Origin of the sequence: Escherichia albertii NBRC 107761 = DSM 17582 (assembly GCF_000759775.1) — a bacterium.
GTDB lineage: Bacteria > Pseudomonadota > Gammaproteobacteria > Enterobacterales > Enterobacteriaceae > Escherichia > Escherichia albertii.
In genome coordinates, this window is record NZ_BBMY01000104.1 from 1 (window position 1) to 18,378 (window position 18,378).

The 18,378-nt window shown below is 45.5% G+C and carries 16 protein-coding genes and 1 riboswitch; of the genes, 4 read left to right on the plus strand and 12 right to left on the minus strand.

Features of this window, described 5'->3' with window-relative positions; translation table 11 throughout:
• The 6 genes from EA14781_RS16595 to rcnR all read right to left on the minus strand — a co-directional run.
• A partial coding sequence (locus EA14781_RS16595) for a DUF6493 family protein (protein ID WP_042335927.1) occupies positions 1-304 on the minus strand: 304 nt, incomplete at its 3' end.
• 24 nt (positions 305-328) lie between these two features.
• Positions 329-2,869: a DUF6493 family protein gene (locus tag EA14781_RS16600; protein ID WP_000613351.1), complete on the minus strand. Its 2,541-nt coding sequence runs from the start codon at positions 2,867-2,869 to the stop codon at positions 329-331.
• A gap of 85 nt (positions 2,870-2,954) precedes the next feature.
• Positions 2,955-3,770 (minus strand): glycoside hydrolase family 25 protein, encoded by an 816-nt coding sequence (locus EA14781_RS16605; protein WP_002461830.1) that lies wholly within the window; start codon positions 3,768-3,770, stop codon positions 2,955-2,957.
• Between the two features lie 65 nt (positions 3,771-3,835).
• Positions 3,836-4,636, minus strand: a complete 801-nt coding sequence (gene thiD / locus EA14781_RS16610; RefSeq protein WP_000822299.1) for a bifunctional hydroxymethylpyrimidine kinase/phosphomethylpyrimidine kinase — start codon at positions 4,634-4,636, stop codon at positions 3,836-3,838.
• The gene (gene thiM, locus EA14781_RS16615; RefSeq protein WP_001165318.1) at positions 4,633-5,421 is read right to left on the minus strand and encodes a hydroxyethylthiazole kinase; all 789 of its coding nucleotides are present in this window, start codon (positions 5,419-5,421) and stop codon (positions 4,633-4,635) included. Before thiM ends, thiD begins: the two co-directional genes overlap by 4 nt.
• Positions 5,422-5,455: 34 nt before the next feature.
• A riboswitch (TPP riboswitch) is annotated at positions 5,456-5,552 on the minus strand.
• A 91-nt stretch (positions 5,553-5,643) separates the two neighbouring features.
• Positions 5,644-5,916: a Ni(II)/Co(II)-binding transcriptional repressor RcnR gene (gene rcnR / locus EA14781_RS16620; RefSeq protein WP_000019947.1), complete on the minus strand. Its 273-nt coding sequence runs from the start codon at positions 5,914-5,916 to the stop codon at positions 5,644-5,646.
• A 120-nt stretch (positions 5,917-6,036) separates the two neighbouring features.
• Here rcnR and rcnA point away from each other — a divergent pair, with 120 nt between their 5' ends.
• Together rcnA and rcnB are read left to right on the plus strand one after the other, a co-directional pair.
• Positions 6,037-6,858, plus strand: coding sequence for a nickel/cobalt efflux protein RcnA (rcnA, locus tag EA14781_RS16625; RefSeq protein ID WP_000181138.1), 822 nt, complete (start codon positions 6,037-6,039; stop codon positions 6,856-6,858).
• A gap of 217 nt (positions 6,859-7,075) precedes the next feature.
• Entirely contained in the window at positions 7,076-7,414 is a 339-nt protein-coding gene (gene rcnB, locus EA14781_RS16630) for a Ni(II)/Co(II) efflux transporter accessory subunit RcnB (RefSeq protein WP_002461824.1), read from the plus strand.
• A gap of 81 nt (positions 7,415-7,495) precedes the next feature.
• Here the strand turns inward: rcnB and EA14781_RS16635 are convergent, their stop codons facing one another.
• From EA14781_RS16635 to apbC, 6 genes are all read right to left on the minus strand, one after another.
• Positions 7,496-8,530, minus strand: a complete 1,035-nt coding sequence (locus EA14781_RS16635) for a putative fimbrial-like adhesin protein (RefSeq protein ID WP_000690732.1) — start codon at positions 8,528-8,530, stop codon at positions 7,496-7,498.
• Positions 8,531-8,545: 15 nt separating this feature from the next.
• Entirely contained in the window at positions 8,546-11,026 is a 2,481-nt protein-coding gene (locus EA14781_RS16640; protein ID WP_000945484.1) for a fimbrial biogenesis outer membrane usher protein, read from the minus strand.
• Positions 11,027-11,041: 15 nt separating this feature from the next.
• On the minus strand, positions 11,042-11,716 hold the full coding sequence (locus tag EA14781_RS16645; RefSeq protein WP_024164760.1) for a fimbria/pilus periplasmic chaperone: 675 nt from the start codon (positions 11,714-11,716) through the stop codon (positions 11,042-11,044).
• Positions 11,717-11,806: 90 nt separating this feature from the next.
• Positions 11,807-12,349 carry a fimbrial protein gene (locus EA14781_RS16650; RefSeq protein ID WP_000830486.1) on the minus strand — a complete coding sequence of 181 codons (543 nt, stop codon included), beginning with the start codon at positions 12,347-12,349 and terminating at the stop codon, positions 11,807-11,809.
• A 291-nt stretch (positions 12,350-12,640) separates the two neighbouring features.
• Entirely contained in the window at positions 12,641-12,922 is a 282-nt protein-coding gene (locus tag EA14781_RS16655; protein ID WP_001046485.1) for a DUF2574 family protein, read from the minus strand.
• Between the two features lie 260 nt (positions 12,923-13,182).
• Positions 13,183-14,292: an iron-sulfur cluster carrier protein ApbC gene (gene apbC, locus EA14781_RS16660; protein ID WP_001005464.1), complete on the minus strand. Its 1,110-nt coding sequence runs from the start codon at positions 14,290-14,292 to the stop codon at positions 13,183-13,185.
• Positions 14,293-14,423: 131 nt separating this feature from the next.
• On the opposite strand from apbC, the gene metG reads away from it, so the two are divergent.
• Together metG and EA14781_RS16670 are read left to right on the plus strand one after the other, a co-directional pair.
• Positions 14,424-16,457, plus strand: coding sequence for a methionine--tRNA ligase (metG, locus tag EA14781_RS16665; RefSeq protein WP_002461818.1), 2,034 nt, complete (start codon positions 14,424-14,426; stop codon positions 16,455-16,457).
• Between the two features lie 140 nt (positions 16,458-16,597).
• Positions 16,598-18,378, plus strand: a 1,781-nt coding sequence (locus EA14781_RS16670) for a WGR domain-containing protein (protein WP_042335929.1), incomplete at its 3' end; no start/stop codon positions are given.

Sequence of the window (18,378 nt, forward strand, 5' to 3'; positions counted from 1 at the left end):
CACCCAGCGCCACATCCAAATAATAGTTATTTCTAAACACAATAGATTTTATGTTATTACAATCTTTTTTATTGTAACAACATAATATTGCAACACCTAACATTCTGAACTGAATTTCACTACCAATAATCCTCCATCTATCCCGTGATATTTCCTTGTAACCGGTTAATCTTTTTATATCCTTCTTGATTAGCGGAGCTAAATCTTTTCGAGACTTTTCACTCAATCCTTTTAATAGAACTATTAACTGTTCAGAATTTCCATACTCAATAATATTACTGTATTGTTCTTTAATATCGTTCATCTTTCACATCCTTGTATAATAAATTCATTTAGATAAGCCATTAATTTTTTTATAATTAGTAGGCAGATCTTTTTTACCAGCCAGTGTGATGCAATTCTCCAGAATTTGCTTTTGTAATCTTCGTATTGCTGGATCACCATTGTGGTTATCAAGATATTCAATAAATCTATTAACCGGCGCATACTTATACATGAGTAAGTAAGCAATACATTCAGACAGATAGAGACTGTCTACAAAGTTATGCTGGATAGCCAATTGTATATATTCAGCTGCCAAATCGCGGCTAATCTTTTTCTCAAAAAGTAAACAAACTGCAATATAGACCCAGCCTGCATGATGAACACGAAGTTGGTTTTCAAGCAAATATTGTAGAGGATATAAACATTCTTCAAAGCCATCAACTTCGTTTCCCGATGCCGTAGCTGGAATAAAGAAATTTAACCAAGAATCTGGATAATTTGGCACCAAAGATAAATAATACAATACGTCCTTCCAGTGACAACACTCATCACGACAGAGACTCATATAATAATAATGACCAGGATAAGGGGGAAGACTCTTTCTCTCCCAGTAATAAGGCACTCGGTTATTTAATGCCAGTTTATACCAGGTTTTATATTCATTCTTATCAATTAATATGCGATACGTACAGGTGAATGGTTGGGCGATACCCGGCCAACTCGCCTGCTCTTTGGCGATAGATTCATATTGTGGAAATACCCCGTTTGTATTTCGGGTGCGTGTAATCTGTGTCCAGAGTGGTAAAAACTCGTCATTTGTTGCCGATATATCATCAGTAATCCGCAACAAATATTGCACCGCCTGGGCGTATTTCCCGGTTAACATAAATGCCTGTTGCTTCACTTCTGCTGTTACCTCGCCTGGCAAAATACGATTACAGGCGATAATTAAATCATCAACATCAACCGGATAATTCTCGCGTTCGTGGGCCAACAATCGCTCCACCAGGATTCGCGGCGAAACATAGAACGGCGTGTGGCTTGGCGTTGCCAGTAAAGTTAAGTGGCAGTTATCACGCAGCCGCGAAAGCACCAGCTGGTTTTGTAAATGCGGGAGGCGGCGTTCATGTCGCTCCGGCGTTGATGCATATTCATCGTTTAACCACTGCTGAAAAAAATCTCTCAGACTATAGAGTATTGATGATCCGAGATACTTTTTATGTAATTTTTTATAGTACGGTTGTAATTGTTTTTTATAACCAGCAGGAAGTTCATTTTGCAGAGCAATAATCCCGGCATAAAAAAGTTCAATATCCAGGGCTTCTTTATTTTCCAACATTTTTCCAGTTTGAAACAACAACGCATCCCAGTTTTCAGGAACAATAACCTGCTCATGTTGTAGCATTGGAATAACATGACTTTCATCCAGCGGTGAATCACATTGTAACAGTGCCAGTACACTGTGCTTTAAGCCTCCCAACCATGGCTCAGTTAACGCGGCAACGTCCTGTGCTGACTGGTATTTCAACATTAATTCAGCCGTGCGTAGTTGTAATTTTTCGGTGCGCTGAATTAAGGTTCCTGACACGTTTTGCGCCAGTGTTGTACGATATTGGGGATAGCGTTCTGCCAATGTCTCGGCAATATCCAGTGCTATTAATAATGATTTATCGCATTTTTCTCGCCCGCTAATTACCGGAAAACACTGCATAAATGATGAATGGTCGAACTCAGGGTGAGTGTATAATGTTTGAATTGTCTGAATAACAAAATTGACGACTGATTTATTGCTGGCATTCAGCCCTGAAAATAATAACTGCTGATTATCAATCCATTCATCTTCTTGTGGGTTAAACATGTTTACCAGACGAATATTCCAGTCAAGACGGGCTTTCTTAAAATTATTTGTTAATGAAGCTAATAACTCCTTAATTAACTGGCGAGGTAGAAGGTTTTCAGCCATAAGTTGCTTAAACATTTCATCCCAAAATTCGGTCAAGATCCCACAGTAAGGTGAGTTATCCGCCTGATAAAAGTGACTACGCAACAGTACTGGAACCTCATATTGAGGGAACGGTATTATTAACTTTTCTATTACCTGTGGGTTTTCACGCAACCAGGCGATATCATCTCTGGGATTATGCATATACCTACCGGCATAAAATAATATACTGACAAATGATTCCTCATTGAATTTTATCCACCCATGTTGATAAAAACTCCATATAAGACGGAAATCTGGATAAGTATATGTAGCAAGCAATAAATCTTTAATTATACTATCGAGATAATCAGGAACAGTATGACTAAAATAAGTGAGGAGTGCATGGTGTACTGAGCTATTGCTACTACCCAGCAATTCATGAAGTTTGGTTTGATTTTTGGGCCAGTGGATAGGGAATAATTTTTGCTCTGTATAGTTACGTGCGCATACCACTTTACTCAACGAGAACGCATCGTGCGCATCTTCCCCAGAGAACAGTGGATGATAATCAGTTTCTTGTAGAGCCTTAAGTACAGCCAGACGGTCTTTTTCTTTTAATGCCAGTGCCCAGTCAACAATGGCTGGATAATCTTTTTGGCGAATCAGTTCGACAGGTATCATTGGCTAGTCTCTTCCATGAAGTTTTCCCCATGATACCGGGTTGATCACCTGTTATATCAGCCCCCGAAATTCTGATTTTTGTGATTTACTGCTTAAGAATACCTTCCACGAAAGCCTGTAATTCCTCCGCCGAGCCATTAAACACGTTAAAATCCACCGCGCCATTGATACCATCCACCTGACCGCGATCCGAATGCTGCCAGAAACGCCACAATCGTGATCCACTGTCTGGACGGCGTTGATAATAGTGAGCAATCCACCAGGGATACTCATTAAAATATCCCGCCAGATTTTCCTGATAAAACACAGACCCGGAATAGATAATCGGTTTTTTGCCAGTGTTTTTTTCAACCACCTTTAACCACTGACTTACCCGTTTGCGTAATTCTTTTGCTGATAATTTTCCTCGTTCTTCTACATCCAACACAGCGGGAAAATCGCCAGGACTAAAATCTACCGTTTGCAGAAATAATCGCGCCTGAACTGGAGCCGCTACCGATGGGGAAAAATAGTGATATGCCCCACGTAGCAGACCATTTTTACGACTTTGCAGCCAGTTACGTGAGAAATACGGATCGACCAGTTTCTCGCCTTCCGTCGCTTTAATAAAAGCAAACTGTAGGCGGATACCGTTGTCGCGCATTTTTGCCACACGCTGCCAGTCTATCCGCTCCTGCCAGCGTGAAACATCTATGCCATGAATGGTGTAACTGGCAGGAATGCGAATAGCAAAAGATTTGACCGGACGATAACCATAAAAGTGAATGTAGTCTTTAATCTGAACTGCCGTGGAATAGAAAAAATTCACCGTCTGGCGGGGATAAATCGCAACGATGGAAATTAGCCCCAGAGCGCATAACAAGACGGTGAATTTTTTGCGACTGACGATTTTTAGCTGCATTGGTTTCATCCCTGAATTTCAGCGCAAAAAGGCTGACAATAACCAAAGCAGCTATAGTACGGCGGTCACCACCAGGCGTGGAAGTGGTGAACCGGACCAATCCCATGACCGACTTCCAGCGTGTCGGCCTGAGCTAACGCCGCTGACAACCAGCTTTTGGCTTCCTGAACAGTATCGGCCCAGTTTTTATGCCGCGGACGTAGCGCCGCCAACGCCGCCGAGAGCGTACAACCTGTGCCATGCGTGTTTTTAGTCATAATGCGCGGCGCGGTAAAACGTTGTTCGCCGTCGCGGGTAAACAGCCAGTCCGGGCTTTGTTCATCATCCAGATGCCCACCTTTCATCAGTACCGCACCGCACCCCATCGCCAATAAGGCGCGCCCCTGCTCCAGCATTTCCTGTTCATTACGAGCGTGTGGAGCATCAAGCAAGGTCGCTGCTTCCGGCAGGTTTGGAGTTATCAATGAAACTTGCGGCAATAATCGACTGCGAAGAGTGGCAACCGCCGAAGGTGAAAGTAGCGGATCGCCGCTTTTTGCCAGCATGACAGTATCCAGTACTACGTTTTCGATCTGATAACGTTGCAGCCGTTCCGCCACGGCTTCAACAATATCAGCTTCTGCCAGCATGCCGATTTTAGTGGTATCAATACGAACATCGCTGAGCACGGAATCGAGTTGGGCGGCAACAAAATCAGGTTCTATACGATACACCGACTGTACGCCACGGGTATTTTGCGCCACCAGCGCGGTCATCACCGAACAACCGTATGCACCAAGCGCGGAGAAGGTTTTTAGATCGGCCTGAATTCCCGCACCGCCGCTCGGGTCGGTGCCTGCAATCGTCAGAGCGTTAATCCGTTTCATGCCTTCACCTCCGGTGTCAACTGCCAGAGCGCATCAAGAAAATGTGCAATAAAACTGCCCGGCCCTTCACTTCTGGCAACAGCGCGTTCTCCGGCTTGTTTCATCCAGTGACAGGCAGATGCGACGTTTTCCAGTGTATCGCCCGGTAATGCACAACTGGCAGCGACCACTGCCGATAATGCGCAACCAGTTCCGACCACTTTGGTCATTAGCGGACTGCCACCGTGAATGCCAACAGTACGGCAGCCATCAGTAACATAATCCACCTCGCCTGTGACCGCGACTACTGCACCAGATTCTTGCGCCAGGGATTGTGCGGCAGGCAACGCATCTGCTGCGGCGTCAGTAGTATCCACACCGCGTCCACCTCGTGAAGCTCCCGCTAATGCAATGATTTCCGACGCATTTCCTCGTATTGCAGCAGGTTTTAACGATAAAAGTTCACGACAAAAACGGCGGCGATAGTCGAGCGCGCCAACCGCAACGGGATCAAGCGTCCAGGGGGTTTGTGCGATATGCGCCTGTTCGACGGCTGCACGCATCGCTTTCGCACGTGGCTGTGTCAACGTGCCGACGTTAATCAACAAGGCATTGGCAATGGACGCAAATTGACTGGCCTCTTCCGTTTCAATCACCATGGCTGGCGATGCGCCCAACGCCAGCAATGTATTGGCGGTGAACGTTTGCACCACATCATTGGTCATGCAGTGTACAAGGGGGGAATGTTGTTGAAACAGGTGTAAAGCGTGCGCAGATTGCGTCGGACTTAGCAGGTCGATTTGCATAGTTTGCTCCTGCCATAACGTGAAGAAGCAATGACCTGGCGGTCCGTGACTTCCCTACGCTGGCATTATCCAGATCAGGTGATACGGGTATTTCTCAGCCTTCACGCAGAAGGGCACCCCGAGTCGTTTGGTTACGATAATAAATCGCAGTAGAGGATGGTAATGTCCAGCGCACATGTTGTAAACGAGGAAAACAGCCAGTCTTACAACAGCGTTGTGACATTATTTGATATAAGAATCCAGCACCTTCAGAACAACGTCCAGATCTTCTTCCCGCTTTAGTTCATCGCTCTGGTGCACAATGTGTTCTGTCAGATGACCTTTAATCACTTCCCGCATCAAACCATTTACCGCGCCACGAATGGCGGCGATTTGTTGCAGGACGGCGGCGCACTCATGCGGTTCGTCGAGCATTTTCTTGAGCGCAACGACCTGCCCCTGAATCTTACTGGCGCGCGCTTTCAGTTTTTGTTTATCCCGGATGGTATGAGACATGAGCAGACCTTCTTAACAAGATAGAGAAAAATCATAGCACTATTAATCTACTGGGGGGTAGTATCATGTACTGGGGGGGAGTAGAATCTCTACGCCAATTTAATATTAAGAATTATTATCATGACCAACTTTACAACACTTCTTCAGCAAGGAAACGCCTGGTTCTTCATCCCCAGCGCCATCTTACTCGGTGCGCTTCATGGCCTGGAACCGGGGCACTCAAAAACGATGATGGCAGCATTTATCATCGCTATTAAAGGCACCATTAAACAGGCAGTGATGCTTGGACTGACAGCGACCATTTCGCACACCGCGGTGGTTTGGCTGATAGCCTTTGGCGGAATGACGATCAGCAAACGCTTTACTGCGCAATCGGCTGAACCATGGCTGCAATTAATTTCCGCGGTGATCATTCTTGGTACCGCTTTCTGGATGTTCTGGCGTACCTGGCGCGGCGAGCGAAACTGGCTTGAGAATATGCACGAGCATGATCATGAGCATCATCACGATCACGAACATCACCACGACCACGAACATCATCACCATCACGAGCATGGCGAATATCAGGATGCCCACGCGCGAGCACATGCCAATGACATTAAACGGCGCTTTGATGGCAGAGAGGTGACTAACTGGCAAATACTGTTGTTTGGCTTAACGGGCGGGCTGATTCCCTGCCCTGCGGCGATTACCGTTCTGCTGATTTGTATTCAACTAAAAGCCCTGACGCTGGGGGCAACTCTGGTCGTCAGTTTTAGTATCGGCCTGGCATTAACGCTGGTCACAGTGGGCGTTGGTGCGGCAATCAGTGTTCAACAGGTCGCTAAACGCTGGAATGGATTTAACACTCTTGCTAAAAGAGCCCCCTACTTTTCCAGCTTGTTGATTGGTTTAGTTGGGTTGTATATGGGCGTGCATGGTTTCATCGGTATTATGAGATAAAACAATTCTCAGGGCTTCAGTACTGCTGTGACCCAGGATGATTCTTAAATCAGCTATTTCCGCTTACTTCCCGCGCAATGAGGATGCTTTTACGGCATCCTTTCATTTACACTTTTTACGAAATCACGGGATCACTAACAAAATATCGCTTGTCAGTTATATTGTATGGCGGGAAAGATATTCAACTGATTTTACTGATCCCCAAAGTGGAGAGTATATGACCATAAGAAATAAGATGTTGCTGGGAGCGCTTTTGCTGGTCACCAGTGCAGCCTGGGCCGCACCAGCCACCGAGGGTTCGACTAATACCTCGGGAATTTCAAAGTATGAGTTAAGCAGTTTCATTGCTGACTTCAAGCATTTCAAACCCGGCGATACTGTACCAGAGATGTACCGCACCGATGAGTACAACATTAAGCAGTGGCAGTTGCGTAACCTGCCTGCGCCCGATGTGGGAACGCACTGGACCTATATGGGCGGTGCATATGTGCTGATCAACGATAGCGACGGAAAAATCATTAAAGCCTACGACGGTGAGATTTTTTATCACCGCTAAAAAAACCCCCTCGGAGAGAGGGGGGAAATGCAGACACCTTATTATTTTTTATTATTAGCCACTTGCCCGTCTTACTTGTTATTAGTCGTATTTCACGTTGATCAGGGCGGTAGCCTCAATTGCACCTGATTTAACTTTATTTTTATCATAGACATAGTAACTGGCAGTCACCGGAATTGAGATCGTAGCATCCGTAATTTTCGACTTCGCCGCAATTTCTTTTAAATTAGTGTATCCTTTGCTGCTATCACTGATATTTAAAAGAGTCACAGGTGAACCATTACTTTCCAGGATAAATCCGACACCATTATCATCTGAGCCTTTCAGGATCGTATTACTGCCGGGCAACAGCTCAGAGCTTGATAGATACACTTGCATTTTTCGTGATGTTTGATTCTGTTGACCTAATAAATTTTTACATCGCAGAATAATATCTCCAGTATTGCTGTTAAGCGTTGTTTTATTACCCGCTGCAGGCAATTGTGAAACAGGAATACTCTTTAAAGTAATTAATAAATCATCGGGTTTACACGTCGTTGTTATCGGGTTGTATGACAATGTCAGGTTAAATGAATAGACACCTGCATTTTGCGCCAATGCATTTCTATAGCTATTCACACATGTATCCCACGACTTTCCGCCCAACAAACACAGTAAAAATTGCATTGCAGCACTTCCACGCGTTGTTGATGAAGCGCTGGATAATGTCGCAACACCATTGATCATCACTGAACCACCACCTCCTGCGGAAATATTCACCTTCGCGTTACTGGCCGCGGATGTCACCGTTACCGAATAACCACTGGTGAAACTGGTCTGGTTATTTGACAATGTAATGTTGTTTTTATTGGTCCATTCAAAATGTAAATTTAATTTAACGGTATCATTATACAGTCCAACAACAATATCCGACGGGCTCATAGGAGTGATAGTATTCGTACTCACGCATGATGAATCATTAAAGTTATGTTCATATGTCGCTGTTTGCGTTTGAGTAAGAGCAAAATCTCCCTGAACAACCAGATTATGCTGCGCTGATAACTCTCCATAACATGCCGCATAGCTCCCGGGGATAACCATCATTGTGAATATCAATAGCACTATATGAATTTTCATAGAATCACCTGACTATTACTGGCAAATATAATTTCTACTTTCATCAATCTCTTTACCGAAGGTGATTGTGCATGAAAGCCCTTGTTGCTTATCAATTGCCACATTAACCGATGGAGGGACTTCATTGGTGCGAATAAACAGCTGACTTCCCTGACCGACGACGCCAATATTATGTCCGTGATTATCATTCACTTCATAGCCAAATGTTAACGGTTGCCCATCAGCTCTCAACGCTTTTATATACCAGGGTTTACGCTGATCGGTATCAAAGCCAACCAAAACGATCGCGCCACGATAAGGTGCGGCAATTTTACGGTTACCGCGTAATTCGGTTTCGCTATCGCTTTGGGACACATCCAGCATTAAATGATTTTCCCGATAAGACGTCATACCGTCATAAACCACCACACCATTGCGATTCGTTGTACGATATTTTTGACCATTAACATAAGCGTCTTTAATTCCTGGCGCATGCATCACAGCAAAAGTTTCCGAAAGACGGTTTGCCAAATTAATACCACCAGACCAGGCGACCACGCCCCCTGAAATGCTGGCCCCTGCCTGCTGATAAGTATTCGACTGACTATAACTGCCATTCACTGTCGCGACCGGCGCGTTCCAGGTTAAATTCGCCCCTGCTGTCGTTTCATTCTCCTGACGTTGATGGCTCAGGTTTACACCATAATTAAATTGATCGCGGCTCCCAACGGTCCCCGATAATCCGGCATTGTTCGAGGCTAATCCCTGATCATTAAAAGTTGTTGAGTTAGATATATATATTTGTCGCCCTGTCGTCGTAACCTCATTGCCCCAGTCAAAGGGGATCGATATAAAGATATTAAAGCGCTTTTCTTCCCGATGATCCTCGTCATATGTCTGGCTTGCTGCAAGGGTATAGCTTATTCGCCGCCAGTTATTGGAGTAACTCAACTGATAATCTTTACTACTGCCGCTGCGCCCCCAGTAATCCCGCCATAAAGTACTTAATGACACAGTTCCCCAGTTTTCTGGTAATGACTGACTCATATTAGCGGATAAGCTATTTTTACGACCAAAATCATTCTGGTAATAATCGGCAATATCATAGACATCGTTTTTATCCCGGCGGTAGCTATCTTTATTATTTGCCCAGACATAATCGTTAAATGTTCGGTAATCACGCGATGAATAACGCCAGGCTGCCAGGCCAAAACGTGTCGACGTTTGACTCAAAAATTTGTTATACGCAATCTGATAACTTTGTCCATCAAACACATCACCATTATCTTGCTTACTGTGCGATTTAGTAGCGTCAACTGAAATGGCACCAATGCGCGTGTTCCAGCCAGTTCCCAGGGTAAACGCATAATAATTATTGGCAACCATCGTGCCACCATACAGCGTCAATAAATTATTAAAACCATACTGATAACCCACCTGGACAAAATCACTTTGCTTGCTCGCCCCTTCAATATGGCTACGGCCCGCCGCAAAATCATATTTCGATACGCCAGGTTGCAACATATTAGGTACTGCCGCATAAGGCACCAGATAAGTCGTTACAGAACCATCGGCTTCCTTGACACTGACATCAAGATCCGCACCGCCTCCCGCCAATTGCAAATCAGTAATCGAAAATGGACCCGGTGGAACTTCTTTCTGATAAACAACAAAACCATTCTGTTCAATTGTTACCAGCGCGTTACTCTGGGCGATTCCCTGCACGCGGGGAGTAAAATTTTGCTTAGAGTTAGGCAACATCTGCATATCACGAAACAGTCGTACCCCGCGAAAGCGAACAGAATCAAAGATATCGGCTGACGTATACATATCACCAATGCGCAGAGTACCGAGAATTTGAGCAAATCCACGTTCCAGATACAGCGTGTTACTTTTCCACTCCCCAGGATTGTTATCTGTTTTGCCAAAACTGGCATCAGAATGCAGTTGCCACCCCACTAAATTTAACCCACTGTTGAAACGAACATAGGTGCTCTTACTATTGCCTGAGGCTTTATAGTCGCTGTAATACTGACTTACGTAATAAGATGTATAAAAAGCATTAATTCCCCGTTCCCAATTTTCTGGTGGAACATAACCACTTTCCAGTTCATCGACCCAGGCTTGCGGGACGGTAAGATCCAAACGAAAAATACCGATGTCCCAGGCATAGCTCCCGCCCTGAACAAGTTGTTTAAATGTTAAACACTCCTGGTCATTGGCAAAATTGTCGGTATTTATGCCTAATCGTTTGACTATTTCACGCGATAAACACGTTTCATCCTGATTGTCTTTCACGATAATTTCATACTTTCCGCGCCATTGTTTATTAACATAAATATCGATATCGTACTGGCCGGGTAAAGGTTGATTATCATCCAGACGTAATATTGTTGCCTGCTCGCCTTTCATATTACCCATCATAAAATGAGTATCAAAAGTTTCTTCAGTTGCATGCGCTTCAATGCCGAGTAATAACACGACTATTGCTGATGCAAGTGGGGTCATTCTCAACATAAGCAGATCCTGAAGTTAAAGTTTTTCGCTGATATAGTTGCCGTGATCATCAATAATGGTCAGTTGCCAACTATTCGCATTATGATTTTTTACATCGACTCTCTGACTTTCCTGTGGTGCAATCATAATTGTTTCATAATTCACTTTGACGTTGTTAGCTTTTACATCAGAAATTGTTACCCAGTTTGCTGAGCTATTTTTTATAACCAAACCATTGCTGCTATTATTCACCCGTAATTTTTTAAAGATTTCCTTATTTACCGAAGCAACACCAACTGGTCGATAAAACAATTTGATTCTGTTTTGCATGGCAAATTTTAATGCTTTTTTCCCTTCATCTTCTGGACTGTTAGGCGGAATATCCAGGATGTTCAGATAAAAAATACTTTCCTTATTCGTTGGTAATCTATTAGGCATAATTCTAATTTTTATTTGCTGCCCGGAGTTAGCCCCGACTTTCGCTACTGGCGGTGTTAACATAAAAGGAACCCGAATTTTTTCAGGTGGTAAAGAAGTGTCACCATCATCAATCCACGCCTGCACCAACGAAGAACGACTTCCCTGATTCATCAACTGTACCATGACTTCTTTATTTTCTGCCGGATAAATAATACGCGTCCCGTAGATAACAATTCCAGCATGTGCAGGAAGAATCATAGAAGAGATGAGTAAAGGTAATAATCCTTTCATCTTAATGCCTCTTGTATTCATATTGACCGCCAGGAATATGGCGGTCAATTTTATTTCTGGAGAAAAACGCATGATAGTTATTGTAAAGATTTAATCCTGAGCAACACGCATAACCAGTGAAGAGTTAACAGTACCAGATGCAACACTGCTGTCGGTCAGTTTCAGATATTTAGCCTTAAACGGTATGGCATATTGCCCGTCAGTAGTTTTATAACTTTCAATATTAAATGGTGCAGAAATATCCAGTACGTCATTGCTATCGCCCAGATAGAGATAGTATCCTACGGTGTCATTACTACTGGATATTGCCTTATCATTACCGATAATTTTATCGTTGGTGATCAACGAAAGTTTTACACCATCAATATTTTTCGGACATGTAATTTTCAACATACTGCTGGTAACACCGACTGCATCATCATAAGTTGAGTATTTCGCTTTTCCATCAAATACAGTAGTTGGTACAGTCGGCATATTAATACTGACTGAATCGCCGCCAGCTACGAATGTACACGGGGACTCGGCTATATTACCTTTAATGGTTAAAGTCCCAGTATCGACTTCGGCAGCAAATGCACCACCCCCCATAAATACAGAGGACAAGATCGCGACAGCAATAATTGAACGTTTCATAATATGTTCCTTAATAAGTTTATTTTGTTTTGTTAAGAGTCTGTATCTCTTGGAAACAAATTTCTCACATCAAAAAAGTTGCCGCAATGTAAATACATTGTTTTATTGACCTATGACAATTTAACCTGTGCAATATAAATGCAGCATATGATTCATTGATAGAAACATTTTTTAAACTTATCAATTACCGTAAATTGTTGTAAATAACATTTGTAGAATAAATAAAAAAACCGGAATCATTCATGAAAATGAATCCGGCTTGCTAAATACGGTTACAACAGTGTTGCAAAATCAATCGTAGCGATTTAACACGATTTGCCGCGTGTTATCGTTTCCCGCTTTAACCAGTTCTGTCGTAACGCCTTTCGCTGGAGAGGAAACGCGATAGCGAGTATCGACGTTTTGTGATGCCTGACCGCAACGTTGCTGAGGATGGTTATTAACAATATCCATACTGCACGTTGGAGGGCTAATTCTGCCATTAATGGTTAAAGTTGCAGTGTCAGAAGAGAACGCGGGTAATGCTAATCCATAGGCGAGAAAAATAATTCCTGACAGCCAATACTTATTCATTGAACGTTATCCCTGTAGCAAAGGTTATGCCGGGTAGATTGAGTGCATAACAAACTATAGCTGTACATCCGCTACACAGCCACGAAGGATAATAAAGAGGCATAGCCTGCGCGATCAATCGACTTTGCGCAGTTTCGGACGAAAGTCCGCAGAATATTCGCAGCACTAAATAAGTGGTTATTAAAACTGCAAAATAGATTCACCGCATCAATTTAGCATTGCTGCGGTGAATCAAGAACGACCCGCAAGGTCAGTACACGTCAGACCGCGCGGAAGGAGATCTCGCCAGGAATGACTTCCCCTTGCCAGTAAAGCTGTGCTGCCACACGGTCAGCCAACTGACGGTAGATAGCGGTAAACTCGCTTTCCGGGCGGCTGATAACCGTCGGCGTGCCTTTGTCGAGATCTTCACGCAGACTGATATGTAACGGCATTTGCCCCAGCAGTTGCGTATGGTATTTTTCCGCAAGTTTCTCTGCGCCGCCAGTACCAAAAATGGGTTCGTGATGACCGCAGTGACTGCAAATATGCACGCTCATGTTCTCAACAATACCGAGCACCGGGACTTCGACCTTCTCGAACATCACAATGCCTTTTTTCGCATCAATCAGCGCGATGTCCTGCGGCGTAGTTACCACCACTGCACCAGTTACTGGAATGTTTTGCGCCAGCGTTAATTGAATGTCGCCGGTGCCTGGCGGCATATCGAGCACCAGATAGTCCAAATCCGGCCACAACGTTTCTTGTAACATTTGCATCAGCGCCTTGCTGGCCATCGGGCCACGCCACACCATCGCGTTGTCGTCAGTCACCAGATAACCAATTGAATTGGTTGCCAGACCGTGCGACATAATCGGCGCCATGTGGGTGCCATCTGGCGAGGTTGGTCGCTGATTTTCCGCGCCCAGCATGGTTGGGATCGACGGACCATAGATGTCTGCGTCCAGAATGCCGACTTTCGCCCCTTCCGCCGCCAACGCCAGCGCCAGATTTACCGCCGTGGAGGATTTACCCACACCGCCTTTACCGGAACTGACCGCAATAATATTCTTCACGCCATTAATACCTGGCTGGTTTTTCACCCGCTTCAGGGTGGCGATGTTATGCGACAGTTTCCAGTCGATAGCTTTCGCTCCAGTAATGCGCAGTAAGTCAGGGCTACATTGCTCTTTTAACTCTTCAAACGCGCTATGCCAGACAAATGGCATAACCAGTTCCACATGCAGTGTGTCGTCCATCCAGGCGACATGATGCAACGCTTTCAGCGTGGTGAGGTTATGCTTCAGGGTTGGGTGCTGAAAATTGGCCAGTATCCCGGCGACCATTGCGCTCAGGGCTTCTGGTGATTTGGCCTGGGATTGTTCGTTCATCCCGACTCCTTTTTTATATAGATAAACCATCAACAGATAGTTTACCTGAAGAAAATGGATAAGTACTTACTTAACATTTTCCCATTTGGTACTATCTAACCCCTTTTCACTACAAAGAAGTAATGCCTACTATGACTCAAGTCGCGAAGAAAATTCTGGTAACGTGCGCACTACCGTACGCCAACGGCTCAATCCACCTCGGCCATATGCTGGAGCACATCCAGGCTGATGTCTGGGTCCGTTACCAGCGAATGCGCGGCCACGAGGTCAACTTCATCTGTGCCGACGATGCCCACGGTACGCCGATCATGCTGAAAGCACAGCAACTCGGTATCACCCCGGAGCAGATGATTGGCGAAATGAGTCAGGAACATCAGACTGATTTTGCAGGCTTTAATATCAGCTATGACAACTATCACTCAACGCACAGCGAAGAGAACCGCCAGTTGTCGGAGCTTATTTATACTCGCCTGAAAGAGAATGGTTTTATTAAAAACCGCACCATCTCTCAGTTGTACGACCCGGAAAAAGGCATGTTTCTGCCGGATCGTTTTGTGAAAGGCACCTGTCCAAAATGTAAAGCACCGGATCAATACGGCGATAACTGTGAAGTCTGTGGCGCGACTTACAGCCCGACGGAACTGATCGAGCCGAAATCAGTGGTTTCTGGCGCTACACCGGTAATGCGTGATTCCGAACACTTCTTCTTTGATCTGCCCTCTTTCAGCGAAATGTTGCAGGCATGGACCCGCAGCGGCGCATTGCAGGAGCAGGTGGCAAACAAAATGCAGGAGTGGTTTGAATCCGGCCTGCAGCAGTGGGACATTTCCCGCGACGCGCCTTACTTCGGTTTTGAAATTCCTAACGCACCGGGCAAATATTTCTACGTCTGGCTGGACGCGCCGATTGGCTATATGGGTTCCTTCAAGAATCTGTGCGACAAGCGCGGCGATACCACCAGTTTCGATGAATACTGGAAGAAAGATTCCACCGCCGAGCTGTATCACTTCATCGGCAAAGATATCGTTTACTTCCACAGCCTGTTCTGGCCTGCCATGCTGGAAGGCAGCAACTTCCGCAAACCGACCAACTTGTTTGTTCACGGCTATGTGACGGTGAACGGCGCGAAGATGTCCAAGTCTCGCGGCACCTTTATTAAAGCCAGCACCTGGCTGAATCACTTTGACGCCGACAGCCTGCGCTACTACTACACCGCGAAACTCTCTTCGCGCATCGATGATATCGACCTGAATCTGGAAGATTTCGTTCAGCGCGTGAATGCAGATATCGTTAACAAAGTGGTGAACCTGGCGTCACGCTGTGCTGGTTTTATCAACAAGCGTTTTGACGGCGTGCTGGCAGGCGAACTGGCTGACCCACAACTATACAAAACCTTCACTGATGCTGCCGAAGTGATTGGCGAAGCGTGGGAAAGCCGCGAATTTGGTAAAGCGATCCGTGAAATCATGGCGCTGGCCGACCTGGCTAACCGCTATGTCGACGAGCAGGCTCCGTGGGTTGTGGCGAAACAGGAAGGCCGCGATGCCGACCTGCAGGCGATTTGCTCAATGGGCATTAACCTGTTCCGCGTACTGATGACTTATCTGAAGCCGGTGCTGCCAAACCTGACTGAGCGCGCGGAAGCATTCCTCAATACGGAACTGACCTGGGATGGTATCCAGCAACCGCTGCTGGGCCACAAAGTGAATCCGTTCAAAGCGCTGTATAACCGCATCGATATGAAGCAGGTTGAAGCACTGGTGGAAGCATCTAAAGAAGAAGTCAAAGCCGCTGCCGCACCGGTAACTGGCCCGCTGGCAGACGATCCGATTCAGGAAACCATCACCTTTGACGACTTCGCCAAAGTTGACCTGCGTGTGGCGCTGATTGAAAACGCGGAGTTTGTTGAAGGTTCTGACAAACTTCTGCGTCTGACGCTGGATCTCGGCGGCGAAAAACGTAATGTCTTCTCCGGCATTCGTTCCGCTTACCCGGATCCACAGGCGCTGATTGGTCGCCACACCATTATGGTGGCTAACCTGGCACCGCGTAAGATGCGCTTTGGTATCTCCGAAGGCATGGTGATGGCTGCTGGCCCTGGCGGGAAAGATATCTTCCTGTTAAGCCCGGATGCCGGAGCTAAACCAGGCCATCAGGTAAAATAATCTCCCTTTAAGGCGCTGCATCAACAGCGCCTTTTCTTTATAAATTCCTAAAGTTGTTTTCCTGCATTTTCTGCGCTCTTTATTTACGTCATTAGCTGCTAGCATCCCCTGAAAACTGGATAAAAACACAGGGAGTGCAAATGAAGCGTTTTATTTACCAGGACGAAAAATCACATAAATTCTGGGCGGTGGAGCAGCAAGGCAACGAATTGCATATTAGTTGGGGTAAAGTCGGTACCAACGGGCAAAGCCAGGTAAAAAGCTTTGCGGATGCTGCGACGGCGGAAAAAGCAGAGCTGAAGCTGATTGCGGAGAAAGTGAAGAAGGGATATGTGGATGATGATTCGGCACATGTGACTCTCACGCCACTCATAAAAGAAAGTCTCCCTTCTGAAGTCAAAACGTCTGTTGTAAATAAAAACAAACGCCCCTGGCTGGCGGATGATGCGGTCATTCCAGTCACTGACGATATTAATCAATTTGCTTTTCCTCATCGCCGCAGACCAAGAGAAATTAATTATCTGCGCAAAGAGGGCGAAATATGGAAGCGTATTGCCAATAACACTAAAGCGTATACCCCCAACAATAATTACAATTCTTATCCTGAAAACTGGCAGCCAGCGTTTGCCGAGTTACAAAGGCGAATTCTGGGTAATCAACAGACAGGAAGCGTGCAATCTGATGCTGCATTGCTCTGGAGTTTCTGGAACTCTTACTCTGCGGATGAACTGGTCGATGACTTAGTCATTCGCTGTGGACTGGAAACCACCATTGAAATCGCCCTCCTCGCTCTTCACCTTAAATTTAAAACCGTGAAAGCGACCGTCACGACAGAAATACCTCCCAATCGGGAAGCAGAATCGCTACCGGACTGGCATCAGCGTTTATGCCACCATCTCTCACTCGCACCACAAGAAGAGTGGCTGCACTGCGTAGATAAAGTGCTCGCTGCCATTCCCACATTGTCCCCGGCGCGGCAACCTTTTGCAGTACTGCTTATTCCTGAACGCTCGGATGTCGCGAATACCATGGCGCTACGTTACGCAGATGAAAACATCCCGGCGATGACCTGGTTAAGACTGGTGGTAACGGATAACGCTGCCCTGGCGGCACTGGAAAAATATAACTTTCCGCCATTACACCGTGATTTTCGCGCTTATCTGGCAACGTTGCTGGCAAATCATGGAGTGTGCGGTATAAGCCGGATACTTCTTGAGTTAACGGAAGACCATCCTGACAATCCCACACATCTTTTGGGTCGCATCAGCGAGACCGAACATCTAGTCAAATGGCTCTGGAAAACGAATCACCCGAACGCAATTCAAATTCTAATCCTCGGTATAAATGGCAAGAAAAAGCATCTGGAATACTTAAGCAAAGCCTGTCAAAAACATCCCGCAGCAGCTATTGCGGCTTACGCTATATTACTGGCAACTCATGAAAACGCAGAGTGGCGTAGGGCGCTGGTTAAATTGATTATCGCCACACCAGAATTAGTAAATAATGTTATTCCGTGGGTTAACATCAAAGCAGCGGCTATCTTAGCTGAATGCCGTCCGCAAACAGTGACAGAAGAATGTGAATATGCAACCGCGAATATGTTGCCGCAACTACTCGTCGCTCCTCCGTGGATACTCAATAAGAAAAAGACTGCAATACCAATATTTGATTTACCTGTAATTCCTGTAGCGGCTATTTCCGATATCACCCCGGAGATAACAAAAACAATGACCCGCACTTACCTTGTCACCCGTTTCCAGCAAATAGCTCAACAGCAGGCATCAGAGCAGACATTGTTTAGCGACCTGCCGCCGATGGAAAAAGCCAGTTGGGAAGTTTGTTCAGTACCACTTACGCCAGAACAGCAAATTTTATGGTATCTCGGTTTCGAAAAATGGCGGGGGAGCGGAGAAAAAACATA